This window comes from Bradyrhizobium sp. SOJA106, from assembly GCF_059448745.1.
Genome location: NZ_CM182549.1, coordinates 4,398,070 through 4,421,072 on the forward strand (window position 1 = coordinate 4,398,070; position 23,003 = coordinate 4,421,072).

The following is a 23,003-nucleotide window of genomic DNA, read 5'->3' on the forward strand; positions in this document are numbered from 1 at the left end:
GCGATACTCCCTATGTTGCAGCAGATCCTTCTTGTTCGGGAGGCATCCGAACCACGCAGCGGAAGCCGACATGGCTGGTCGAGGTGTCGATCGGCTCGGCATGCCGCGCCGCGGGGCGATACCGGCGGCAATAGTTCGGCGCGCAGAGATGCGAGCCGCCCTTCAGGACTTTGCGCGGAATGCGGATGTTGGGTTGACATGGATCAAAGCTGGCATCCTCGCGGCCGCCGCGCGGATTCCTGGGAATGCAGCAGGGCTTTGCGGTCTCGGCGGCGTGCCGTGCCGACCACCAGTCGGAGGTCCACTCCCAGACATTGCCGATCATGTCGTAGAGGCCGTAGCCGTTTGGCGGGAAGGCCATGACCGGCGAGGTACGCTCGTACCCATCCTCGCCGAGATTCTGGACAGGGAAGCTTCCCTGCCAGATATTGGCCATGTGCTTGCCGCTTGGCATCAGCGCGTCGCCCCAGGCGAACTCTTCGGCCTCGAGCCCGCCGCGTGCGGCGAACTCCCATTCGGCTTCCGTCGGCAGATCCTTGCCGGCCCAGCGGGCATAAGCCGCCGCATCACTGTAGGAGACGTGCACGACGGGATGATCGTCGAGGCCCTTGATGTTGCTGCCGGGACCGTAGGGATGGCGCCAATTGGCGCCGCGCATGAAAGACCACCATTGGCTCCAGTCGGTGAGATCGGTGATGCGCGGCAGCGGCGAGAACACCAGTGATCCCGCGTAGAGCATTTCCTTCAGCGCACCGGGATAGTCCTTCGGATCCGGAACGATCTGCGCTTCAGTGACATGGCCTGTCGCGTTGACGAATTGCTTGAACTGCCGGTTCGTGACCGGCGTGCGATCGATCCAGAAGCCGTCGACCGAGACGCGATGGCTCGGCGCCTCCTCGGGATAGTGATGGTCGGATCCCATGCGAAAGGTTCCGCCGGGAATGAAGACCATCTCGCCGGTCTTCGCATCTTCCGGCAACCACTCGCAACGATCGAGGTCTGCCCGCAACATGGTGGAAACTCCGCTGCGCGTAGTCTACCTCACGCTACGGCACAGACTTCGGCAGAGTTCGACGCACGTTGGCCCCATTGTCTGGCCTGCTCTTTTGGCGGTCGGGGAAGAAGAAATCGCTGCACTGCGTCAACGTCTTTTTCCTTTCACGCGCAAATATTCCAGCACGCAGCAAAAACCTGCCGCGTGCGCTCTGCCACGCGCAGAGCGCTTCAATCTATATCGCTAAGGTTGCAAACGGTAACGGAAGATTGGCCTGCTGTGATGTGCAGTTTGTGCCACTACGCGGGAGCGTCTGGTGAGACTTAATGACCCATGTCGCAAAGTCCTCCATCTGCAGCACGATTTGGGAATGCCTCACATCAGATTCGGGGATGATTTGCCTCAAAACGCGAAGTCTGTTTGTCGCACCCGCCTCGCGTCGTGGTAGTATTTTGCCGCGGCGTGCCGCAGAATTGTCGCGCTTGAGTAACAGAGTACGGCCATGGGGCAATTCCTTCTGGTTGATTCGCGCAAGCTCGACGGTTTCGAGGGACTTCACCAGGCCGTCCACGGCTCGCATGTCGACGTGATGCAGCTCGGACGCGGACGGTTGCACGGAACGTTATCGCATGTCGGTATCGGTGACTTCTCGCTCAGCATCGGCGCCTTCAACGTCGGCATGCGCACGCAGCGCGTCTCCAGCGACGACAAGCTGATCATCGGGATGCTGCTTGCGGCCGAGGAGCGCGTTGTGCACTGGTCGTTCGACATGCAGCTCAACGACGTGCTCGTGATCCCGCCGCTGATCGAGCATGATGGCGTCTTCCACGGCGCCTCCGCTTACGCCGCGATGCGCCTCGACCTCGATGCGGTTGCCTCACTGTTCGGCGGCGAGGCGCGGCTGAACGATCCCGACACCTGGCGCAGCCGCGGCCATTTTCGGGCGGATCCCGAGACCGGTGCGATCGCTTCGCGTCGCCTGATCCGCATCATGTCGCATCTGCGGACGAACAAGGACGGCTTGACGCCCTCGACTGCCGAGTTCTGGAAACGAGCGATCGTCGAATGCATGGCGGCCAACGTCATGTCGTCGCTGCCGCCCGACCACAGCGGCTGGCTGCCTTCGGCGCGACGGCTGATCCGCAGGGTCGAGGACTATCTCGACGAAGCCGGCACGCGCCCGGTGCATGTGTCGGAAATCTGCGCGGCGCTGGGCGTGTCGCGGCGCACCTTGCACCGCGCCTTTCAGGAGGTATTCGGCCTCGGCCCGGTCAGTTTCCTTCGGCACAAGCGGCTCTGCGCCGTTCATTCCATCCTGCGCCAGAGCGCGCCCGGCTCAACCACCGTGGCGGCGGTCGCGATGGAGCAGGGCTTTTACGAGCTCGGCCGGTTCGCCCAATATTACTTTGCAGTGTTTGGGGAGCGCCCGTCGCAGACGCTTGGAATTGCCGCGTTGCGGGCACAGGGAGCCGGCACCGCCAGGGCCTGACGTGTCAACGCCGATCGAGGGCGCGTAAAACACCAATGAAAACAACGGACCCCGCTACTGTGCATGGGGTTGTTTTCGCGGTTTGCCTTGAACCGGTCGGCGTTCGCTCACGCCCCGCAAACGATCACGCCGTACCAACCGAGCCCGCGATAGGTCTCATAGCCCGGCGTTGCGTGGAAGGCGATCAGGGCGCCGCTACGGTCGTGATAGAAGCCGGAGCGTTGGCCGTTCAGCGCGAGCGAGATCCGCTCGCTGAGAATGCCCTGGCCATCGGAGGCGGCGATCACGCGAAGGTTCGAATCGACGAGCAGCACGCGGGCCTTGTCGCTGTCGCCGACGCGCACGCCCCGCACGATCGCACGAGCCTGCGGCTCCCAGTCGAAATGGATGGCGAGCACGCCGATGGGCGCGCCGTGGGCCTCGCCGCCGGCACGCACGCTGGCGCAATAGGTCGCGACCTGGGCATTGCCGAGCAGCGGCTGGTTCTCGACATCGCCGGCGACGTAATCGTCACCGGAGCGAAGGGTGCGCGCCTCGCGAAACCATTTGGTGTGGGCGACGTTCTGGCCGGCGACACGAAAACGGTCGGCACGGCCGTTGGCGATGACGTTGCCGTCGAGGTCGCAGAGCCAGAGGTCGAGATAGACGGTGTAGGCGCCGAGGATGACGCCGAGCCGCTGCGAGGCGTTGGTGACGGCCGCCGGAGCCGGCGAGGCCGCGCAATCGACGACGGCGGAATCGGTCGCCCACCAGCGCACGTCGCAGGTGCGCTCATAGAGGTTGCGGTCGATCAGCTCGACTGCATTGAGCGACAGGTCGACCATGCGCTCGCCGCGTGAGCGCTGGCTCATGCGGTCGATCGAGGAGACGAGATCGCCGGTGCGCTTCGTCAGCTGGGTCTCGAGCTCGCGTGCGATGGTCTCGACCTGCTGGCCGACGCCGCGCACCTCCTGCGCCACCACCGCGAAGCCCGCGCCTTGCGCGCCGGCGCGCGAGCTCTCGATCAGCGCGTTCAGCGCCAGCATCTTCATCTGGTTGGTGATCTGCTGGATCGCCTTGGTCTTGTCGACCGCGATCTGGTTGACCTCCGCGGTCAGGCGGTTGATCAGCGCGGAGATGTCGGAATCGTCGTCAGCGGGTTCGTTGGAAGCGGGCTTGGCTTTGCGACCCAGCGCAGCAGACATCGGGGATCTTCCCTTGGCAATGAGGCCTGATCTGCAATGAACCCGGAACAACAATTCACAGATCGAATACAACTCTTTTTCGGGGATTCCGCCTAACGCCTGCTTAATTTGCTATTCCGCGGATTGCCCAAATGATAGTCACTTCGGCCTGCCCCGCCGGCCATCCACCACTTTGTGCAGCCCGGCCGTTGCAAATCGCCGGGGTTTCCCGGCCAATCCCCAAAAGCCAGTACCGGGCCAGCGTGATCACCCGGAATCAGAGTTCCCCAACCGACAGCCTCGTCATGACGCCGCCTGCCATAGCCTTGCCCGTCGAAGCGCCCCAGGCGTTCCTGGGGGTCGCGCGCTCGCTCACCGACAAGCTCTGGCGCGACCGGCTCGACGCGCGCGGGGCGGCCAAAGCGCTTGCCATCGTGCAGCGGCACCAGTTGCCGGAGCTGCTCGCGCGGGTGCTGGCGGGCCGCGGCGTCGACATCGACGCGGTCCCCGACTTCCTCGACCCGACCATCCGGAAACTCATGCCGGATCCCTTCACAGTGACGGAGATGGAGGCGGCCGCAAAGCGGATCGCGGATGCGGCGGCGAGGGGGGAGAAGGTCGCGATCTTCGGCGACTACGACGTCGATGGCGCGACCTCGGCGGCGCTGCTGGCCTGGCACCTGCGCCATTGCGGGCTCGATCCGCTGATCCACATCCCCGACCGCATTTTTGAGGGCTACGGCCCCAATGTCGAAGCAGTGCGCGCCCTGGCGGCCAAGGGTGCCACGCTGCTCGTCACGGTCGATTGCGGCACCACCAGCATCGAGCCGCTCGCCGAAGCAAAACGCCTCGGCATGTCCGTCGTCGTGATCGACCATCACCAGGCCGGCAACGAACTGCCGGAGGTCGATGCGCTGGTCAATCCGAACCGGCTCGACGATCTCTCAGGGCTTGGTCATCTCGCCGCCGTCGGCCTCGTGCTGGTGACGCTGGTCGCAGTCAATCGCGAGCTGCGCCAGCGCGGCTTCTGGAATGCGGAGATGCCCGAGCCCGATCTATTGGGCATGCTGCATCACGTCGCGCTCGGCACGGTCGCCGACGTCGCGCCGCTGATCGGCCTCAACCGCGCCTTCGTCGCCAAGGGATTGATCGCGATGCGGCGGCGCGACCATGTCGGCCACACCGCGCTGATGGACGTGGCCCGTCTCAACGGCCCGCCGGAAGCCTGGCATCTCGGCTTCATGCTGGGCCCGCGCATCAATGCCGGCGGCCGTATCGGCCGCGCCGATCTCGGCGTGCGGCTTTTGCTGGAAGTTGACAGCATCGAGGCGGCACGGATCGCGGCCGAGCTCGATCGCCTCAACAGCGAGCGCCGCATCATCGAGCAGGCTGCGGAAGCGCAGGCCGAAGCCGAGGCGCTTGCCTCGATCGGGCTGGAGGACAAGCTCGGCGTCATCGTCACGGCCTCCGAGGGATGGCATCCCGGCGTGGTCGGTCTCGTTGCCTCGCGCCTGAAGGAGAAGTTCTCGCGGCCTGCCTTCGCCATCGCGCTCGAGCCTGGGGGCATCGGCACCGGCTCGGGCCGCTCGATCGCGGGCGTCGATCTCGGCAAGGCGGTGCGGCAGGCCGTGAGCGACCGCATCTTGCTGAAGGGCGGCGGCCACGCGATGGCCGCGGGCGTCACGCTACGGAAAGAGAAGCTCGCCGAATTCCGCGCCTATCTCGAGAGCGCGCTGGCGCAGGAGGTCGCCGAAGCGCGTCACGTCAACGAGCTCGATATCGACGGCGCGGTCTCCGCGCGCGCGGTGACGGCGGAGCTGGCGACGACGCTCAACCGCGCCGGGCCATTCGGCAGCGGCAACCCAGAGCCGGTGCTGGCGCTGCCGGGGCATCAGCTTGTTTTTGCCGACGAGGTCGGCCAGGCGCATTTGAGGCTGCGCTTCAAGTCGGGCGACGGTTCGATCGTCAACGGCATCGCATTCCGCGCGGTCGGCCAGAAGCTCGGTAATGCGCTACTCGCCAATCGCGGCCAGCAATTGCATGTCGCGGGCTCGCTGTCGGTCGACCGCTATCAGGGCGCCGAGCGGGTGCAATTCCGCGTTCTCGACGTTGCGCTACCGGACCAGGGGCCGTCCGTGATCAGATAACGCAAGATCCGGACGAGATCATGCTTCAAAAATAGACGCTCAAACAACAAGAATGGGAGTGAACATGGCGGGGCAGGTTGAGGGCAAGATCGCGCTTGTGACGGGCGGCGCGTCAGGTATCGGCGAGGCGATCGTCGAGCTGTTCGCGCGCGAGGGCGCCACGGTCGTCATCACCGACATCGACGAGCTGCGCGGGCCAGAACTCGCCAGGCGCGTGACAAAAGCCGGCGGCAAGGCGATCTTCCTGGAGCAAGACGTCACCAGCGAGGAGCGCTGGATCGAGATCGTCGCCGAGATCGCAAGGCGCTACGGCCGGCTCGACATCATGGTCTCCAATGCCGGCATCGGCATTGCCGTGCCCTCGATCGTCGACATGACGCTCTCCGACTGGCGTAAGCAAAATGCGATCAACCTCGACGGGGTGTTTCTCTCGGTCAAGCACTGCCTGCCCCTGATGCGCAAGACCGGCGGCGGCTCGATCGTCATGATGTCATCGCTCGCCGGCCTGCGCGGTGCGCCCGGCCTGTCGGCCTATTCGCTGACCAAGGGCGGCGTGCGGCTGTTCGCGAAGTCGATCGCGATGGAGTGCGCCGCCGCTGGCGACGGCATCCGCGTCAACTCGGTGCATCCCGGCATCATCGACACGCCGATCTGGGGCAAGATTCCGACCGGTGCCACTGGCGCCGGCCAGAATGCGCCGATCGATCCGGAGGAACGCGCCAAGATCGCAACTCCGCTTGGCCGCGCCGGCCAGGCGGCGGAGATCGCCTCGGGCGTGCTGTATCTGGCCTCCGACGCCTCACGCTATGTCACCGGCAGCGAGCTCGTGATCGATGGCGGCATGAACGCCGGCGGCGTGCCGCGTCGAGCGTGAGACGCGCAGGGCAGGGTGGCGGTCGCAGGGGCTGACGCGCAGGCGCAGCCCCTGTAGAACGCTGGGAGCTTCCGACCGACAAAGGTGTCTTTCTACATGGCGCACAGCCTTCATTCGTCTTCGTCCGCGCCCGAGCGCGCCCGCTCGAACCGGCCGGATCTCGCCACCGATGCCATCCGCACCGCGCGCGAGGACCTCGCCGCCTGCTTCCGCATGGCCGCACGCAACGGCTTTGAGGAGGGCATCTGCAACCACTTCTCGGCCGTGGTGCCGGGCCATGACGATCTGTTCCTCGTCAACCCCTATGGCTACGCCTTCCGCGAGCTGACCGCGTCAAAACTCTTGATCTGCGACTTCCACGGCAATGTGCTCGACGGCGAGGGCGTGCCGGAGGCGACCGCCTTCTACATCCACGCCGAGATGCACAAGCGCCTGCCGCGCGCCAAGGTCGCCTTCCACACCCACATGCCCTATGCCACGGCGCTGTCGATGACCGAGGGCGATCCCCTGATCTGGGCCGGCCAGACCGCGCTGAAATTCTACGGCCGCACCGCGGTCGACCGCGACTATAACGGCCTCGCGCTCGACAGCCGCGAGGGCGCGCGCATCGCCTCCGCAGTCGGGGAAGCCGACATCGTCTTCATGAAGCATCATGGCGTAATGGTGCTGGCGCCGACCATCGCGGAAGCCTGGGACGATCTCTATTATCTCGAACGCGCCGCCGAGGTGCAGGTGCTGGCGATGTCGACGGGACGCAAGGTGCTGCCAGTCGATCCAGCGATCGCGGCCGAGACCTACCGGCAGATGCGCGAGGGCGATTCCGAATCCGCGCGGCTGCATCTCGCCGCGATCCGGCGGCAGCTGGATGCAGAAGAGCCGCAGTACCGGCACTGAAAGTAGGCTGTCATTCCGGGCTGGCGCCAAGTGGCGCGGCCGGGAACGACGGAGTCAGCTCTACGGCCCCTGCCGCAGCCTTGCGAGCACCTTCAGCCCGCCATATCCATCTGCCGGCGTGATCCCGGCGCGCTGCTGGAAATCCTTGATCGCCTTCATGGTGTCGTTGCCGACGCGGCCGTCGGTGCCACCGGTGTCGAACCCGGCCTTGGTCAGGCGCGTCTGCATCTCCTGCACCTCGGCAAGCGTCAGCGCGCGCTCGGAGCCGGGGAAAGGCTGGATGAAGGGCGGCGCGCCGAGGCAGCGGTCGCCGAGATGGCAGATCGCCAGCGCATAGTTCATCGAGGGATTGTAGCTCTTCACCGAATAGAAGTTCGGTCCGAGCAGGAACGTTGGCCCGCCCGCGACCGGCGTCCACATCTGTGCGGAGGCGTTCGGCTGCGGGAACGGCTGGCCATCAGCGCGGGTGACCCCGGCCGCCTGCCACGCCGCATAGGTGCGGCTGCCACTCATCTCGCCGGACGCGCGCACCTCGTAGCCCCAATGCTCGCCGCGGTGCCATTTGCCGCGGTTGACGAGGTATTTTGCGGTCGAGCCCAGCGCGTCATCGGGCTTGCCGAACGGCGAGACCTTGCCGTCGCCGTCATAGTCGATGCCGACATTGAGCCAGACCTCCGGCATCCATTGCGAATGTCCCATCGCGCCGGCCCATGAGCCGCGCATCTCTTCCGGCGTGCTCCAGCCCTTGTCGACGATGCGCAGCGCGTTGATCAGCTCGGTCTCCCAATAGGCTTTGCGGCGCGGCTCATTCCAGGCGAGCGCGGCGAGGGAGGGAAACACCGGCGTCATGTGGTTCTGCTGCACCAGAGGATCGCCGTAGGCGGATTCGACGCCCCACAGCGCCAGCAGCGTGCCGCGCTCGACGCCGAAGTCGCGCTCGATCCGCGCGAGCAGCGCCTCGTTGTTCTTCAGCGCGATCTTGCCGTTGATGATGCGCCAGTCCGAGACGCGGCGATTGATGTATTGCCAGACCTGCTGGTGGAATTCGGGCTGGTTCCGCATCTGCCTGAACACGCTCATGTCGGGCTCGACTCGTGCCATCGCGCGCTGCCATGTCGCGGCCGAAATGCCCTTGGCCATGGCGCGCGCGCGAAAATTCTCGCGCCACTCGTCGAAGCCCAGAGGCGCCGCAAGCACATGCGCACGCGATGCAAGCAGGGCGGCTGCACCGAGCGCGGATTTCAGCAGGGTGCGGCGGCTGTGAGGGGACAAGGAATCAGCTTGTTTCATGGGGTCATTCTAGCCGGAAAATGGCGCATGTGAGTCGGTTCCGGGAACGCCGGGAACAGCCCACTCGCCCGGAACAAACTGTCGCGCTGTCGCATTCCCTCCGCACGATCATGATGAGAGAAGGGGAAGTTTGATTGCCGCCGCCATGGTTACTGCGATAGCGGCACGCGTGTTCGCCGATGAACTCGGCGTTCCTGTCGATCGGTTGGTGCCAGCGTAACGGTGGGCCGGTCCCATGAATAACAATCTGTTCACCAAGCATTTGAGGTGGAATGAAGATACGCGCGCATGCGGAAAGCCATGTCGTCGAACTGGACGACGGATCGCGGTGGCAGATTTTCCCCGGCGATCTCGCGACGACGCTGAGCTGGAAGCCCGAGACGGATTTGCACCTGGAGCGATGCCGCGACCGAGTGAGCTCGCATGTGCTGGTGAATGAAGCCGACCAAAGCCGCGTGCGGGTGATCTCGGCGGACGAGACCTGGCCCGACGGTGAGGTTAAGAAAGTGTTGAAGGGCGACTAGACCGTCCTTGCGCGGCCGGGGATACCCCAACTTTGGACTGCCGCTTCACTGTCGGTTCGTTTCCGTCTGCGCAAACTGTGCGTGTGCGGGACTTGTTCAGCATCATCTGCGCCAATCCCTGGCCATTCGCCGGCGGACTGGCGTTCGTGGCCATGATGATCCCCGTCGAGAATTTTGGCCGCGGCATTCAGGGTGATGGCGGCATCGGCGGTGATTTTTCCGATGCCGGCGGATGTGACGACGGCGGCGGGGACGGCGGAGGCGGCGACTAGATCGTGCCCCCGTGATGCTGCGAGCGTTGTGCGGCTAGTCCTCCTGCAGATCCGTTGCAATCCCTGCGAGCCACCGGCGAATGCTTGCCTCGGTCTTGGCATCGAGGCCGCTGGCAAGACGCTTCTCCAGCGCAATCACGCGTTCCCGGCACGCCTTCAGCAGTGTCGCGCCGCGCTGCGTCAGCGTCCATTGCTGGATGCGGCCATGGATGGGATGCGGCGTCATCACAATCGCGCCGTCGCGTTCGAGATTGCGAATGATCACGCCGACCGTCTGCGGCGTCAGGAAGGTGAGGCGGGCGACGTCGGCGCCCGACAGGCCCGGATAGGCGTTGAGCATGGTCAGCACCGCGAATTGGGGCGACGTCACGCCGAGATCCGCCAGCGTCCGCTCCATCGTCAGGCGAACCGCGGCGTGAGCCTGGCGCAGGAGATAGCCGAGATAACCCTGCTCGCCGCGTTTGCCCTCGCCGGGGCCCGGCACCCCTACGGCATCGTCGTCGGCAGACGTGGCGGTCTTGCGCGCCGTTTTCGATCTTGTGATGGCGGTAGCCTTGCGTGACATATAAGAGCTCTTATAAGATACAAGTACTCTTATAATAGCATGGGATGAACGGCGATGTCACACGCCCGCAGTGAATACGAGGATTTCAAGCGGATCGCGCCCGATGCGTATGATCTGGTGCTCGCTTTGGGCCAGGTGGCGGCCAAGGCCGGCCTCGACAAGGAGCTGCTCGAGCTCGTCAAGCTGCGCGCCTCGCAGGTCAATGGCTGTGCCTTTTGCGTACAGCATCACGTCTTGTTGTCGGAGCGGATCGGCGTGCCCGCCGACAAGCTCCATCTGGTCGCGGTCTGGCGCGAGGCGCCGATCTTTTCCGCGCGTGAGCGCGCGGCGCTCGCCTGGGCAGAGGCGTTGACCTTGCTGCCGGACGGTGTCAGCGAAGACGTCTATGCGGAGGCGAGCCGCGAATTCTCCGAGACGGAGTTGACGTACCTGACCTCGGCGGTCGCCTCGATCAACGTCTGGAACCGTTTTGGCGCAGCATTTCGCTGGACGCCGGCGAAGCGGCCGGTCGTGGCGCATGCTGCAGCATCCTGATCGCAACGAGGGGAGATTGCCATGACAGCAATGAGTTTGATCGCGACGCCGCGCCCGGTGCCATCGCGCGCGACGGCTCTGGCAGTCGTTGGCGGACTTGCCTGCGCGCTCGCGATCGGCAAGGCCCTGCCGCTGACGATGGACACTGTTTCCGGCGCATTGGCGCCGCTCTGCGCCACCGCCGCGGGGAGTTCGCCGCTCGACAAGGTCGAGCCGATCGGCTCTTACGCGCTGCCCAATGTGCCGGGCAAGCGGGTGACCATCGTGCGCGTGATCTACGGCCCCGGCGGTTTCTCGCGGCCGCATCGCCATGCGGGATCCGTCACCGCCTACATCACCAAGGGAGAGATCCGCTCCCAGCTCGGTGGCGGCCCGGTCGAGACGTTCGGCGTCGGTCAGTCCTTCTTCGAGCCGCCGGGCTCCACCCACTTGGTCTCGGCCAATGCCAGCGCCACCGAGCCGGCGGAATTGATCGCGGTGTTCGTTGCGGACGAGGGCGCGCAGCTGACGACATATCTGGAGTGATCGGTAAAGACGCGGCCGCTCAATTCTCCTCGCCGGTCGCGCCTTCGCGTAGGTCCGGCTTGACCACGTCGTCCGGCAAGGCATGCGCGACCGGCTGCGGCGTGCCCGCGATCTCCGGGCCGACCTCGCGGCCGCGGCCGCGGATTAGGCGTTCATAGGCGGACACAAGCGTGACGTAAGGGCTGACCCAGATCCAGCCGTCGCGGGTGAACACCTGCACGTCGAAATGCAGATGCATCGAGGTGCCGGCGGGATGGTCGAGATAGTTCGAGACCACGCCGATCTTCTCGCCTTCGGTGACGTTGCGCCCATTGAGCATGCCGTCCGCTGTCAGCACCTGCGGGTTCATGTGCATGTAGCGGAAGCGGATATGCTCGGTCCGGCTGTTGACCTCGAGCGTTACGGCCTGGTCCTTGGCGCCGCGGATCACGATGGCGTCGCGAACCGCGACGACGCCGCGCTGCTTGGGATCGCAGGGCGCGCCGCCTTCGCCGGGCGCCGGGCAGGCGGCCGCGCGGATGTCCTCGCCCTGATGGCCGTAACCGCCGGCGCATTGCCAGACCTCGAAACTTCGGGACTCGCAGAAATTGTCACGCCAGGGATAAGCGGTTGCACCGTCGTTCTTGTCGCGCTTGGCGTAGGACTGCGAGCGCACGAAGGCGGGCGCCTTCTCCAGCGGAAAACGGATCTGCGCATAGGCCATCGCGTCGGGATGACCACCTCTGTTGCGATAGCTGGTGTTCGGGATGATTTCGCCGCTCGGCCGATAGCTGAAGTCCGCCGAGCGCGCCGCGGGGCGATCGATGACGCCAGAGGCCATGTCCGCCAGCGGCCGCATGCGCTGGCCGCCGGCGACGCGCAGCGCCTTCAGGAAGCGCTCGGCGACGGGATAGGCTTCCTTGCAGGCGAGCCGCCGCGGCTTGGGGACGCTGTCGAGGCACTGGATCGACACCACATAGGCGACCCCGAAGCGCGTGAAGGCGTAACGCACGTAACCTTCCCGGATGAACCTGCGCAGGTCGGGATAGGTTGCCGCGAGCGGCTTGACCGGCTCGCCCTTGCCGCCTGATGGATCGGCGATGTCGTAGATCAGGGCCGAGCCCGTGATCTGCACCTCGACGGGCCTCGCGAACACGCGGCTCGGCATGCCGTCGCCAGCGCCGGGCTCGAGCGAGAACGTGGCGCTGTAACCGGCCGGGCCGGCATCGAACAGATCGACGGGATTGAAATCAGCCTGGAAGCGCGACGGCGACAGGCTCGCAGGTGCGCCGCTTCGCTGCGCCTCGAGGTAAGCCGCTGTATCGAACGGCAGCAGCACGGGCACGGAGCTGCGAGCGATGCCGGTGAAGAACTGCGAAGAGACTGCGTTAAGCTGCACCAGTGCCGGCATCGCGCGGCGATCGTAGCGCGGCACCGAGCGACGCGGCGCAAAAATGAAGTCGCCCGCGATCTGCGGGCGACTGCCGATCTCGGTGCGGAACTGGTCGAGCGCTGCGCGCCAGTCGACGCGCAGGGCCGTGAGCGAGGGGCTGCGGAATTCGTCCGCCGCGAGCGGCGGGGTGATGAGGAGCGAAAGCGGCGCCAGAAGAAGCGAGACGACGCCGAAGCTCTTCCTACCCACTGCCTCGCCCCCCGGCGGTACCCGTTCCGATCCCCGGCCTGTCGCTTAGTCCTTGGCGCGCTCTGCGTAAGAGCCGTCCTCGGTCATGACCACGACGCGGGTGCCGACCGTGATGTGCGGCGGCACGGTGGTCCGCACGCCGTTGGAGAGCACCGCCGGCTTGTACGACGACGAGGCGGTCTGGCCCTTGGTCACGGGCTCGGTCTCGACCACTTCCAGCGTCACGCGCTGCGGCAGCGCGATCGACACCGGGTTGGTGTCGTGCATCGACAGCTTGACGGTCATGCTCTCCTGAAGATACGCGGCGGCATCGCCGACGACGTCCTTCGGCACCTGGACCTGGTCGTAGGTTTCCGGGTTCATGAAATGGAAGCCGTCGCCGTCTTCATAGAGGTAGGTGTAGTTCCGCTCCTCGATGGTGGCCTTTTCGACCTGGTCGGTGGTCTTGTACCGTTCGGAGATCTTTACCCCATCCGAGATTCGGCGCATTTCGATCTGGCTGACCGGGGTGCCCTTGCCAGGATGGATGTTCTCGGCGCTCACGACGACATAAAGCTTGCCGTCTTGCTCGATCACGTTGCCCTTGCGAATAGAACTGGCGATGACTCTCAAAGCTGTATTTCCTGCTTGCTTGGCCCGGCATCGGCCAGGACGTGGTCAAATCGATGGGGGAGTTGGGGCCTCAAATCGGACCTCGGCGCCCGTTTCGGGCCGCAACATACTGATTTTGCCGTTCGATGCCAGCCTTTTGCTCACGGCCAAGGCGGACGGCTGATGGCTGGGGACAAGCCGATTTCGCCGTTTTGGTCGCCCGAGCGGCATCTCGACCGTCGGCCGTTCCTCCAGGCGCGGGGAGCCATTACCGGCGCAATACGGGGCTTTTTCGCCGAGCAAGGCTTCGTCGAGGTCGAAACCTCCGTCCTCCAGGTTTCTCCGGGCAACGAGACCCATCTGCATGCGCCCCGGACCGAGATCATGCGTCCCGACGGTAGCCGGGCGCCTCGATACTTGCGAACCTCACCGGAATTTGCCTGCAAGAAGCTCCTGGCGGCCGGGGAGCCCCGAATCTTCGAGCTCGCCCGGGTATTCCGCGACCGCGAGCGCGGCGATCTGCATTTACCCGAATTCACCATGCTGGAATGGTACCGGGCCAGTGCCCCCTATGACGCCATTATGGCCGACACCGTGGTCGTTATCGCCCGCGCGGCGCAGGCGACCGGGATCGAGGCCTTCTCGTTCCGTGGCCGGACCGCCGACCCCTTCGCCGAGCCGGAGCTTCTGACGGTTGCGGGCGCTTTCGAGCGCTTCGCCGGCATCGACCTGCTGTCGACAATCTCAGGCGCCGAAGGTAACCGTGCCGCGCTCGCTCAGGCGGCGGCCGGCAAGGTCCGTGTCGCCGAGGACGACACCTGGTCGGACATCTTCAGCAAGGTCCTGGTCGAGCACGTCGAGCCGCATCTGGGGCAGGGACGTTTAACCATCCTGTTCGAATACCCATCTCCAGAGGCGGCGCTGGCGCGGGTGAAAGCTAGCGATCCCAGGGTCGCGGAACGCTTCGAGGTCTATGGCTGCGGCGTCGAGCTCGCCAACGGCTTTGGCGAACTGACCGACGCCGAGGAGCAGCGCAAGCGCTTCACGGACTCGATGGCGGAGAAGCAGCGCCGCTATGGAGAGGCCTATCCGCTGGATGAGGAGTTTCTGGCCGCGGTTGCCGCAATGCCGGAGGCGAGTGGGGTCGCTCTCGGCTTCGACCGGCTGGTGATGCTGGCGAGCGGCGCAACACGGATTGATCAGGTGGTGTGGACGCCGCCTGCAGAAGAAGCGTTAAGCGAGAGATGACGAAGACCAATCTTGCACGTACCTTGCGCGAGCCGGCCGAGCTCGTGGCCGAAGGCCTCGCACCCGCCGCGGCGCTGCCAGCGCTCGAGCGCGTTGCCGCGCGCTATGCGATCGCGATCACGCCGGCGCTGGTCGAGCTGATCGATCCAGCCGATCCCGACGATCCCATTGCGCGGCAGTTCGTTCCGACCGCCGCAGAGCTCGAGATGCAGCCGGGCGAGAACGCCGATCCGATCGGCGATCACCCGCACTCGCCAATTCCGGGCATCGTGCATCGCTATCCCGACCGCGTGCTGTTCAAGCTCGTCCACGTCTGCGCGGTCTATTGCCGCTTCTGCTTCCGCCGCGAGATGGTCGGCCCCGGCAAGGAGAACGCGCTGTCGGACAGCGCCTACCGCGCGGCAATCGACTACATCCGTTCGCACAGCGAGATCTGGGAGGTGATCCTGACCGGCGGCGACCCCTTGATGCTGTCGCCGCGCCGGATGAGCGAGATCATGGCCGATCTTGCCGCGATCGATCACGTCAAGATCATCCGCCTCCACACCCGCGTGCCCGTGGCCGATCCCGCACGCATCAGCGAGGGGATGGTCGCAGCGCTGAAGGTTCCGGGCGCGACCACCTGGGTTGCGCTGCATGCCAACCATGCGCGCGAGCTTACGGAAGACGCCCGCGCCGCTTGCGCACGGCTCATCGACGCCGGCATTCCCATGGTCAGCCAGTCCGTGCTTTTGCGCGGCGTCAACGACAACGTCGCCGCTTTGTCCGATTTGATGCGAGCTTTCGTCGAATGCCGGATCAAGCCCTATTACCTGCATCACGGCGATCTCGCGCCGGGCACCGTGCATTTGCGAACGACACTGGCCGAGGGGCAGGCTTTGATGCGGCAGTTGCGCGGGCGGGTGTCAGGGCTGTGTCAGCCCGACTATGTCATCGATATTCCCGGCGGCGCGGGCAAGTCTCCGGTCGGACCGAATTACGTGTTGCCGGCACAAAATACCGCACCCGATGCGGGTGATGCGCGAGCCGAAACGCGCTATCGTATCGTGGATTATTGTGGCGACGTTCATCTCTATCCGCCCGAAACCTGAGCAGGTGAGATGCGAGCCGCGCGGGACTTTAGGATTGGAGGCGGAAATGAGAAAAATCGTCGTGACAATGTCGCTCCTGGTGGCGTTCGGCAGCGCAGGCTTTGCGCAGACCGGGAGCAAGGGCACCGGAACGTCGGGACAATCGGCAGGCTCTGGCGTGCTGCCCGCGCCGGTCGGTCACAGGCAGCCGCGCGCGAGCGACGTGCCGAACGAGAAGAATCTGAGCGATCCGAACAATCCCGTGAACAAGGAAGACGCGGCGCTCGACAAGAAGATCAAGAGCATCTGCCGCGGCTGCTGATTGCTTTCACCTCTCCCCATCGGGGAGAGGTGAAAGGGCGAACCAATCTAGCCTCGATTCTCAGGCCGTCCTTTCGTGCAGGCCCGCGCGCTGGGTGTTGCGGCGGATTTCGACCGCGTCGGCGAGCTGCTCGAGCACGGTTGCCGTGGTTGCCCAGTCGATGCAGCCGTCGGTGATGCTCTGGCCGTAGGTGAGCGGCTTCCCCGGCACCACGTCCTGACGCCCGGCGACGAGATTGCTCTCGATCATCACGCCCATGATGCGGTTTTCGCCGCCGGAAATCTGAGCGGCAATGTCGGCCATCACCAGCGGCTGGTTCTCCGGCTTCTTGCTCGAATTGGCGTGGCTCGCATCCACCATCACCAGCGGCGCGACGCCGGATTTCGCCAGTTCGTTGCAGGCCGCCGCGACGCTTGCGGCGTCGTAGTTCGGCTTAGCTCCGCCGCGCAGGATGACGTGGCAGTCCTCGTTACCCGCGGTCGAGGCGATCGCCGAGCGGCCGAGCTTCGTCACCGCCATGAAATGATGCGGATGCGAGGCCGACTTCACCGCGTCCGCCGCGATCCGCACATTGCCGTCGGTGCCGTTCTTGAAGCCGACCGGGCAGGACAGCCCCGACGCCAACTCGCGATGGATCTGGCTCTCGGTCGTACGCGCGCCGATCGCGGCCCAGGACACGAGATCGGCGATGTATTGCGGCGTGGTCATGTCGAGGAATTCGGCGCCGGCCGGCAGGCCGAGATTGTTCACGGCCGACAGCACGTTGCGCGCCAGGCGCAGGCCCTTGTTGATGTCGAAGCTGCCGTCGAGATCGGGATCGTTGATCAGGCCCTTCCAGCCGACGGTTGTGCGCGGCTTCTCGAAATAGACCCGCATCACGATCTCGAGCTGGTCGGCAAGGTCCTCACGCAGCTTGGCCAGGCGCTCGGCGTAGTCGAGCGCGGCCTTGGGGTCATGGACGGAGCAGGGGCCGACCACGACCAGCAGGCGGTCGTCTTGGCCGGTGAGGATGGCATGGATGGCGTTGCGCGCCGCCATCACCACACGCGTTGCGGTGAGCGTGCGCGGAACTTCCCGCATCACCTCTTCCGGCGTGCTCAGCTCTTTCAGTTCACGGATACGAAGATCGTCGGTCGTGCTCAGCACGGCGGGCTCCTGTCTGTTTTAGAACCTGCCGGCCAACAAAAAAGCCGCCAGGTCTGGCGGCTTGTTCGGACGTTTGCTGCAATTTTTCAGATTGAGCGCGATCCTCCCGCCGCCAGCGAGCTGTCGTAGCTAAAGTACCAAAAATAGCTGGTGGCGACGGTGATCATGGCAGGCCATATAGCGCGCCATCGGCGGGTTGTCACCCCCAAAACGGCGCGCCGCGTGACGAGATACCTCAGGTGTTGCTGTTGCGCGCCGCCAGCGCCATGCCGATGAGGGTGGCGCCGCCGAACAGCAAATTGATACCCACGAGAATGCCGATGGCCCATTCCGCCGAGCTCGGCAGGCCCGTGATCACCATGAACGAGATCGCGATGTCGACGAGGCCGGAGATCATCAGCCACGACCAGCGGCCCCCGGGCTCGCGGCGGTGCTCCAACGCGTACATGATGGTGGCGACACCTTCGGCAAGGAAATAGGCGCCAATCACGATGGTCAGCGTCAGCACCGCCTGCATCGGGCGGGCCAGCAGCAGCATGCCGGCGAGGCAGGCGAGGGCGGCGGAGATCAGTGACCACCAGAAGCCCGGCGTGGCGCGCGCCCAATAGGTCACGATCAGCCCGCCGATGCCGCTGACCAGGAACATCCAGCCGAGGACGATCGCGATCGCGAGGCTGGCGAGTGGCGGGACAACCAGCGCGGCGATACCCAGGACGGCGAGCAGGATGCCTTCGAACAGGAAAGCCTTCCAATGCGCCTTCACCGTCCGGCTCATGGCGGATTGCAGCCGTGAAAGATCTTCGGGCGATGTCATCGGCAGGCTCCAGACTGAAAGCTGTGCGCTCAATTTAGGACGCGTACATCACGCTTGCGATCCCGCGACTAACCGCCGGGCGCCGACGAAAAGCCTTCGCCGCTGGTGCGGATGCGGTTGCGGCCGAGAATGTAGATCGCCGTTGTGACAACCAGAAGCGCAAGGCCGAGCAGGATCGAGACGAAGCCGATCGGGATCAGCGCCAGCGTCAGATTGCGCTCGGGATTGATCAGCCAGTGGTGGATCGAGGTCAGCACGAAGGCGAGGCCAAGGAAGCCAACGCCGCCACCCGCGAGCAGCAGCGCCCACATCCGCCGCAACTGGCTGAGTCGCTCCCGCGCAATGTCAGTTCGGGGCGCATGATGGCGTGCAACCCGACGGACCAGCCGGACGGCAAAGGCGATCGAGCTGAAGCCGATCAGAAGGCTCGCGCCGCCGAGCCACATCCGCAAGCTGGGATCGAGCTCCGGCATGCGCTGGAGCGTGAGCAGCGGGAAGTCGAAAGCCGAATGCAGCGCCAGGGGCCCAGCGAAGATCAGGAGGCGGCTGGAGAGACGCGCCCAGTCGCGATGGTGACGGTTCGCGCCCAGCGCCGTGCCGGCCCGGGCGATCGTGAGATAAGCGCCGGCGATGATGCCGAGCGCGCCGTGGAACGGCACGGTCAGCACACTGCGCAAGGCGGCGAGCGAGCGCCACATCTCGGCATGCTGCACGAGATAAGCGAGGTTCTCGTAGGCGGCGAAGCCGAGACCGACCGCGGCACCATAGACCACCGTGTCCATCGGATTGGCAAAGGTGCGCCGCTTGGTCGAAGAGACCAGCACGATGGCGATGACCTTGACCGCCTCCTCGGGCAGCGCCACGCCGAACACCGAATGCATCGCCAGCGCTGCCCAGGGATTGTCTGGAGCCGCAACCATCTTGGCGAAGGGCGCGCGGGCAAGGCCGAGCAGCGAAATGCTGGCGGCACCAAGCAGGAACGCGGTCCAGACCTGGGCCGGCGGTCCCGGCCGCTCCTCGGCGGCAATAACGAGCCATAGCATCAGCAGCGCCGGGGCGATGGCGGCCGTTCCGATCACGGTGGGTAACGCTTCAATCAGGTACATCGGCGTCGAAAATAAGTTCCCTTGATCCGCTTAGCTACGTCCACCGATGCGACCATGTGTCATGCGCTCGCTGTCGGTTCGCTTAACGACCGCTGCAGCCTCCATTCATACGTGCCGCCGCGAATGTTTGGAATCCAAGCGCAATCAATTGCATGACGGAGCCTGTTCGTCATCCATAGCGAGAGGTTCGTCGCCTTTGAGAGGACAGGTGGCCGGCAGGCCGGTCCAGTCACGCTTCGTCGCGCCCGCGCGAGGGCGACGCAATCCGGCGGGTCCGCACCTGCTCCAGCTCCCAGAAGGCGCGTACGAGGCACGTGCCGAGGCAGGAGACGATGAGGAGCAGCAGGAAGGCCTGGTCGACGGCAGGGATCTGGATCATGGCAATGATAAAGTAACCCCCGTGCCACGCGCTTCCGCTTCGTCCGCATGCGCTTGCGGACGTGTGAGGCGCGTCAGGCATTCGCCACGCTCAATGCGTGGTGAACGGCGGCGCGTCGGGCGCGATGTCGAAGGCGCCGAGATGGAATTCCTCGCCGACGGCCTCGGCCGGCTCGGACGGTTGCGCGAGCAGCGTGAACGCGGCCTGCGGATATTGTTGCCAGATCGCGAGATCGCCAGCGGTGATGGTGAGCCAGCCGAAAGTGTACATGTAGCGGCCCGGCTCGGTGACCCGGCCGACCCTGTCCCAGGTGATCTTGTTGACTGCCATCCGGTCCCCCGATCGCAAGTCCGCAAATGTCGTCCGGCCAAAGGCGCAGACCTACAAAAGTTGATCCCGCATTGGGGCCGCTCTAGGGCAGCCGTAGCCGTAACCCCGCTCAGGCGGAGTGCGGCAAGGGCGAAGGATCAGCCGGACGAGGTCGTCCCGCTGCTGCTTTCGGCGAACTTGACCGCAAAGCCGTGGTCGAATTTGCGGATCACGCGCCCGACGCAGGCGCCGACCGCCAACGCGGTTCCGGCCGGCGGGCAGGTTCGTGCCGAGGCCCGCGGCTGGCCAAAAAGGCAGGATCGAACGTGAGCGTCAGATCGCACGACGAAGTTGCATGGCTGCACATCTGACGATACTGGCGACGTCTTGCCGGAAGGGCATGAACCTGCGGACCGCACGGTTCGTCTCCCACCCGGCGACCGCTCGCTCGCCGGGACGATGCAGGAAGGTCGCGACATGATGTTTGCCGAGCTTGCTGGCTTGGACATGACCGACGCGGATTTTTACTGGGCACAATTTCACGACGCGGTGCTTGAAGAAGCCGTCTTGGCATGGTGACGCTAGGTGCGCTGATCCTGGGACATGCTCGACAGGGCTTGAGGATAGCCGACTGGCGAGGATGGAGCTCGAGCCCGGCGCGCGCGCAAACTGATTGGGCGAGGCCCGCCGGTTCACGCTGGCGGGCTTGTACTCGGGCTGATGACGTGGACCAAATCGCTGGAGTTAATCCGTACATTCTATTCGCGCTGGCAGTCACAACTGGGGCGTGCATGCGGCATAATCGCACTGAGGTTGCTTTTCTTTGCGAAACATCTCAACAGGGTGTCTAATGATGGTTAAACTCTGAAGGTTTAGCATTTTGGGGTTCATGGTCATGCGCCACTTTTCGAGGCGACGACACCCCGAGAAACGCAAGCCACCCTCCAAGTGGGTCGTCGTGTACGGAGGCATGTCCGTGGAGTGTAGCGACGAGGCAAGCGCGAAGAATTTGGCGGCCAAGCTCCGTCGGAAAGGGTACCGGCTGGCGGCTCGAACGGCGGAGGGCGTGTCGCCTTCCTGGCGAATTGATCCCGAGGAGCTGGACGAGTGGCTGAGCCGGGAAACCAAACTGAGTTGATGGACAGGCCGCTTCTGCAGGGCAAGGCGGTGAAATACAAGACCCCGCCAATTCACGCTGGCGGGCCTTTCTCAGCGTCGGGTTGGTGTGGGGAGCCAGTGAGGATTTCGTACGCTCGCTCTGCCTGCTCCTTCGTCAGATTGGCTGCGAACTCGGTCCCGACCACCGCCGGGCCTTTGCGCTCACGATCGTAGACCATCCAACCGAGGCCTCCCATGCGAACGAGAAATCTGTTCCGAGGCGCGGCGCTGTCAGTCAAGAGCAGTCCTCCTGATGCCCCTAACAAGTACGCCACGCCTATTCCTACGGTTATGTGAATCACCCAGGGAAAAATGGACGCATCTCTGGCCGTGTTCCTGGCGGGAACCTCGGCCAGTGTGCTCAAACAAACAGAGCAGCGCTCGGGCCGCCTCAGCCCGCGTCTTGGCGGACCGCGATCGCAAGCCGCTGATTGCCTCGTTCGAAGTCGGGCTGGACATCGGCCCGCGTGATCCGCAGTCTTGGCAGACAAACGCGGCTCGAGATCGGACAGCCGAACATCGTCAGGCCAACGATCGGCACTCAGCGCGACGTGATGGCCGCAATGGCACTAGATCAGGATCCCGCGTAGGCCCTCTCGCGCATCTCGCCGAAACTTAAGCGGCCGACCATCGGCGTGCGTTGGCGTGTGGCGTCGGACAGGGCGAGGCATGCCGCCATCAAAGCGGCATCGCAAGCACCTCGCAAATTTTCGATTTACTGGTGGCTCTGAACGCGCGCGAGCTACTGCGCCTCGTGGGTGTGGAGAAGATCCGACGGCAGCGGTTCTATATGGAGGGGCTAGCAGATCCGCAGGGCTCACGGGTTATGAGCGCGTGCCCGTGCCGCCAATTTTTTAGCACGTGTCCGTTCCAACATTCATGGCGCTTTTGAGCGAAGCCAATCGAGGCCATGATTATCAAGGCTACGACCACACACGCAGCTACGAGGTTACGCGTCACGGTGCCACTCCAAGGTAAACCTGTGACTGGCTACTCGGGCATCATACTGCGCCCGTGGGTCTGGAAAAGCAGCGTGTGGTGGTCACGCAGAGAGCACTCAAGGGCGCCGCTTATATCCAAAGGGATACAGACCCGATTGCCGAATCACCCTACACCTCGGCATGCCTCGGCGGCGCCCCATTACTGTCGAGGCCTCCAACAGCGGCTCCGGCGGGTTGTGCCGGGGCCGTTTTTTGCGACCTGGAACAATGAGTGCGCTCGGCGTGGGTGCATCAGTCTGGAAACCTGAATATGCGGGCCGCAAGGACAACTGCGCGACAAGAGCGACAGCGATGGTCGTCATCATGACGACCTCCCGGCGGCAGCCGACTCAGTCCATGCGCGTTTATTGGCCCTGTGTTGGACACGGCAGCGGGACTGAGAGCTAAATGATTGATTTAGTTGGCGCTCCCTAGCGGAATCGAACCGCTCTCTCCACCGTGAAAGGGTGGCGTCCTAACCGATAGACGAAGGGAGCAAACGCAGCGCCCCGCCGCTTTTCGCGGCACGGCCGCTGGCCGACCGAGTCAGGCCCGGCGGCGTGCAGCGGGCGAACGTATAGTGGCCTTTGCGCCGCCGGGCAAGCCGTTCGGGAACGGGATGTCCGAAGCGGTGGATAGCGCCGGCTCCAGGATCATTTGGGGCCGATCTCAACGGTTTCTTAGGGTTCCCTGAGATAGCGCTGGAATGGGAGATCTTAAAGCCGATGCCTCAGCCGAAGAAGCGCGCAGCCCGCAAGCTGCTGTCGCAGCATGCCTGGATCACGCTCGACGGCGGATTCGCCGCGCGGCGCTGCCTGGTCCAGGACATCTCGGAGTCGGGTGCGAAGATCACGCTGGACGAGGATGCGAGCCAGCTGCCGGGCGTGATCCGGATGGCGTTCGCCCGCGATGCGCGCACCGGGCGGAGTTGCCAGGTGGTCTGGCGCCGCGGCAAGTCGGCCGGCGTCAGGTTCCTCTGATCCCGCTA

General features: G+C 64.8%; 23 protein-coding genes, 1 tRNA gene and 1 pseudogene. 12 read left to right on the forward strand and 13 right to left on the reverse strand.

Features of this window, described 5'->3' with window-relative positions; all coding sequences use genetic code 11:
• Positions 1-10: 10 nt before the first annotated feature.
• Positions 11-1,012, reverse strand: a complete 1,002-nt coding sequence (locus AC5V87_RS20170) for a formylglycine-generating enzyme family protein (RefSeq protein ID WP_495367568.1) — start codon at positions 1,010-1,012, stop codon at positions 11-13.
• Positions 1,013-1,496: 484 nt separating this feature from the next.
• Here AC5V87_RS20170 and AC5V87_RS20175 point away from each other — a divergent pair, with 484 nt between their 5' ends.
• Positions 1,497-2,483, forward strand: coding sequence for a helix-turn-helix domain-containing protein (locus tag AC5V87_RS20175; RefSeq protein ID WP_456838597.1), 987 nt, complete (start codon positions 1,497-1,499; stop codon positions 2,481-2,483).
• 107 nt (positions 2,484-2,590) lie between these two features.
• On the opposite strand, the gene AC5V87_RS20180 is transcribed toward AC5V87_RS20175, so the two are convergent.
• Positions 2,591-3,667: a methyl-accepting chemotaxis protein gene (locus AC5V87_RS20180; RefSeq protein ID WP_456838596.1), complete on the reverse strand. Its 1,077-nt coding sequence runs from the start codon at positions 3,665-3,667 to the stop codon at positions 2,591-2,593.
• Positions 3,668-3,951: 284 nt separating this feature from the next.
• Between AC5V87_RS20180 and recJ the strand changes: the two genes are divergently transcribed.
• The 3 genes from recJ (at position 3,952) to AC5V87_RS20195 (ending at position 7,561) form a co-directional block, all read left to right on the forward strand.
• Entirely contained in the window at positions 3,952-5,793 is a 1,842-nt protein-coding gene (gene recJ, locus AC5V87_RS20185; RefSeq protein WP_456838595.1) for a single-stranded-DNA-specific exonuclease RecJ, read from the forward strand.
• 64 nt (positions 5,794-5,857) lie between these two features.
• Entirely contained in the window at positions 5,858-6,667 is an 810-nt protein-coding gene (locus AC5V87_RS20190) for an SDR family NAD(P)-dependent oxidoreductase (RefSeq protein WP_456838594.1), read from the forward strand.
• A gap of 96 nt (positions 6,668-6,763) precedes the next feature.
• Positions 6,764-7,561: an aldolase gene (locus tag AC5V87_RS20195; RefSeq protein ID WP_456838593.1), complete on the forward strand. Its 798-nt coding sequence runs from the start codon at positions 6,764-6,766 to the stop codon at positions 7,559-7,561.
• A 60-nt stretch (positions 7,562-7,621) separates the two neighbouring features.
• Here the strand turns inward: AC5V87_RS20195 and AC5V87_RS20200 are convergent, their stop codons facing one another.
• A complete protein-coding gene (locus AC5V87_RS20200; RefSeq protein WP_495367569.1) occupies positions 7,622-8,851 on the reverse strand; it encodes a lytic murein transglycosylase in 1,230 nt (409 codons plus the stop codon).
• 272 nt (positions 8,852-9,123) lie between these two features.
• Between AC5V87_RS20200 and AC5V87_RS20205 the strand changes: the two genes are divergently transcribed.
• Together AC5V87_RS20205 and AC5V87_RS20210 are read left to right on the forward strand one after the other, a co-directional pair.
• Complete coding sequence (locus tag AC5V87_RS20205) at positions 9,124-9,375, forward strand: hypothetical protein (RefSeq protein ID WP_456838591.1); 252 nt, start codon at positions 9,124-9,126, stop codon at positions 9,373-9,375.
• Between the two features lie 83 nt (positions 9,376-9,458).
• Entirely contained in the window at positions 9,459-9,647 is a 189-nt protein-coding gene (locus tag AC5V87_RS20210) for a hypothetical protein (RefSeq protein ID WP_456838590.1), read from the forward strand.
• Positions 9,648-9,681: 34 nt separating this feature from the next.
• On the opposite strand, the gene AC5V87_RS20215 is transcribed toward AC5V87_RS20210, so the two are convergent.
• Entirely contained in the window at positions 9,682-10,212 is a 531-nt protein-coding gene (locus AC5V87_RS20215) for a MarR family winged helix-turn-helix transcriptional regulator (RefSeq protein WP_456838589.1), read from the reverse strand.
• 54 nt (positions 10,213-10,266) lie between these two features.
• Here AC5V87_RS20215 and AC5V87_RS20220 point away from each other — a divergent pair, with 54 nt between their 5' ends.
• Positions 10,267-10,746 (forward strand): carboxymuconolactone decarboxylase family protein, encoded by a 480-nt coding sequence (locus tag AC5V87_RS20220; RefSeq protein WP_495367570.1) that lies wholly within the window; start codon positions 10,267-10,269, stop codon positions 10,744-10,746.
• A gap of 21 nt (positions 10,747-10,767) precedes the next feature.
• Positions 10,768-11,271, forward strand: a complete 504-nt coding sequence (locus AC5V87_RS20225; protein ID WP_456838588.1) for a cupin domain-containing protein — start codon at positions 10,768-10,770, stop codon at positions 11,269-11,271.
• Between the two features lie 19 nt (positions 11,272-11,290).
• Here the strand turns inward: AC5V87_RS20225 and AC5V87_RS20230 are convergent, their stop codons facing one another.
• Both AC5V87_RS20230 and efp read right to left on the reverse strand, forming a co-directional pair.
• Positions 11,291-12,892, reverse strand: coding sequence for a M23 family peptidase (locus AC5V87_RS20230; RefSeq protein ID WP_495367571.1), 1,602 nt, complete (start codon positions 12,890-12,892; stop codon positions 11,291-11,293).
• Positions 12,893-12,937: 45 nt separating this feature from the next.
• Positions 12,938-13,504 carry an elongation factor P gene (efp, locus tag AC5V87_RS20235; protein WP_456838587.1) on the reverse strand — a complete coding sequence of 189 codons (567 nt, stop codon included), beginning with the start codon at positions 13,502-13,504 and terminating at the stop codon, positions 12,938-12,940.
• 162 nt (positions 13,505-13,666) lie between these two features.
• Here efp and epmA point away from each other — a divergent pair, with 162 nt between their 5' ends.
• From epmA to AC5V87_RS20250, 3 genes are read left to right on the forward strand one after another with little or no spacing between them, the layout of a single operon-like run.
• Positions 13,667-14,731, forward strand: coding sequence for an EF-P lysine aminoacylase EpmA (gene epmA / locus AC5V87_RS20240; protein WP_495367572.1), 1,065 nt, complete (start codon positions 13,667-13,669; stop codon positions 14,729-14,731).
• Positions 14,728-15,822, forward strand: coding sequence for a lysine-2,3-aminomutase-like protein (locus AC5V87_RS20245; RefSeq protein ID WP_495367573.1), 1,095 nt, complete (start codon positions 14,728-14,730; stop codon positions 15,820-15,822). The genes epmA and AC5V87_RS20245 overlap by 4 nt, the downstream gene beginning before the upstream one ends.
• A 46-nt stretch (positions 15,823-15,868) precedes the next feature.
• Positions 15,869-16,123 carry a hypothetical protein gene (locus AC5V87_RS20250; RefSeq protein ID WP_495367574.1) on the forward strand — a complete coding sequence of 85 codons (255 nt, stop codon included), beginning with the start codon at positions 15,869-15,871 and terminating at the stop codon, positions 16,121-16,123.
• A 60-nt stretch (positions 16,124-16,183) separates the two neighbouring features.
• Here AC5V87_RS20250 and AC5V87_RS20255 read toward each other — a convergent pair whose 3' ends face one another.
• From AC5V87_RS20255 to AC5V87_RS20285, 7 genes and pseudogenes are all read right to left on the reverse strand, one after another.
• Positions 16,184-17,269 (reverse strand): 3-deoxy-7-phosphoheptulonate synthase, encoded by a 1,086-nt coding sequence (locus AC5V87_RS20255; protein ID WP_456838583.1) that lies wholly within the window; start codon positions 17,267-17,269, stop codon positions 16,184-16,186.
• A gap of 235 nt (positions 17,270-17,504) precedes the next feature.
• Positions 17,505-18,083 carry an HdeD family acid-resistance protein gene (locus tag AC5V87_RS20260; protein ID WP_495367575.1) on the reverse strand — a complete coding sequence of 193 codons (579 nt, stop codon included), beginning with the start codon at positions 18,081-18,083 and terminating at the stop codon, positions 17,505-17,507.
• Positions 18,084-18,151: 68 nt separating this feature from the next.
• Positions 18,152-19,189: a PrsW family glutamic-type intramembrane protease gene (locus AC5V87_RS20265; protein ID WP_456838581.1), complete on the reverse strand. Its 1,038-nt coding sequence runs from the start codon at positions 19,187-19,189 to the stop codon at positions 18,152-18,154.
• A 229-nt stretch (positions 19,190-19,418) separates the two neighbouring features.
• Positions 19,419-19,568, reverse strand: a complete 150-nt coding sequence (locus AC5V87_RS20270) for a hypothetical protein (RefSeq protein WP_456838580.1) — start codon at positions 19,566-19,568, stop codon at positions 19,419-19,421.
• Positions 19,569-19,658: 90 nt separating this feature from the next.
• The gene (locus AC5V87_RS20275) at positions 19,659-19,898 is read right to left on the reverse strand and encodes a hypothetical protein (RefSeq protein WP_456838579.1); all 240 of its coding nucleotides are present in this window, start codon (positions 19,896-19,898) and stop codon (positions 19,659-19,661) included.
• 51 nt (positions 19,899-19,949) lie between these two features.
• Positions 19,950-20,155, reverse strand: a pseudogene (locus AC5V87_RS20280) (PilZ domain-containing protein); the annotation flags it as partial.
• 2,282 nt (positions 20,156-22,437) lie between these two features.
• Positions 22,438-22,512, reverse strand: a tRNA-Glu gene (locus AC5V87_RS20285).
• A 228-nt stretch (positions 22,513-22,740) separates the two neighbouring features.
• Here AC5V87_RS20285 and AC5V87_RS20290 point away from each other — a divergent pair.
• Positions 22,741-22,995, forward strand: a complete 255-nt coding sequence (locus AC5V87_RS20290) for a PilZ domain-containing protein (RefSeq protein ID WP_456838577.1) — start codon at positions 22,741-22,743, stop codon at positions 22,993-22,995.
• Positions 22,996-23,003 lie beyond the last annotated feature (8 nt).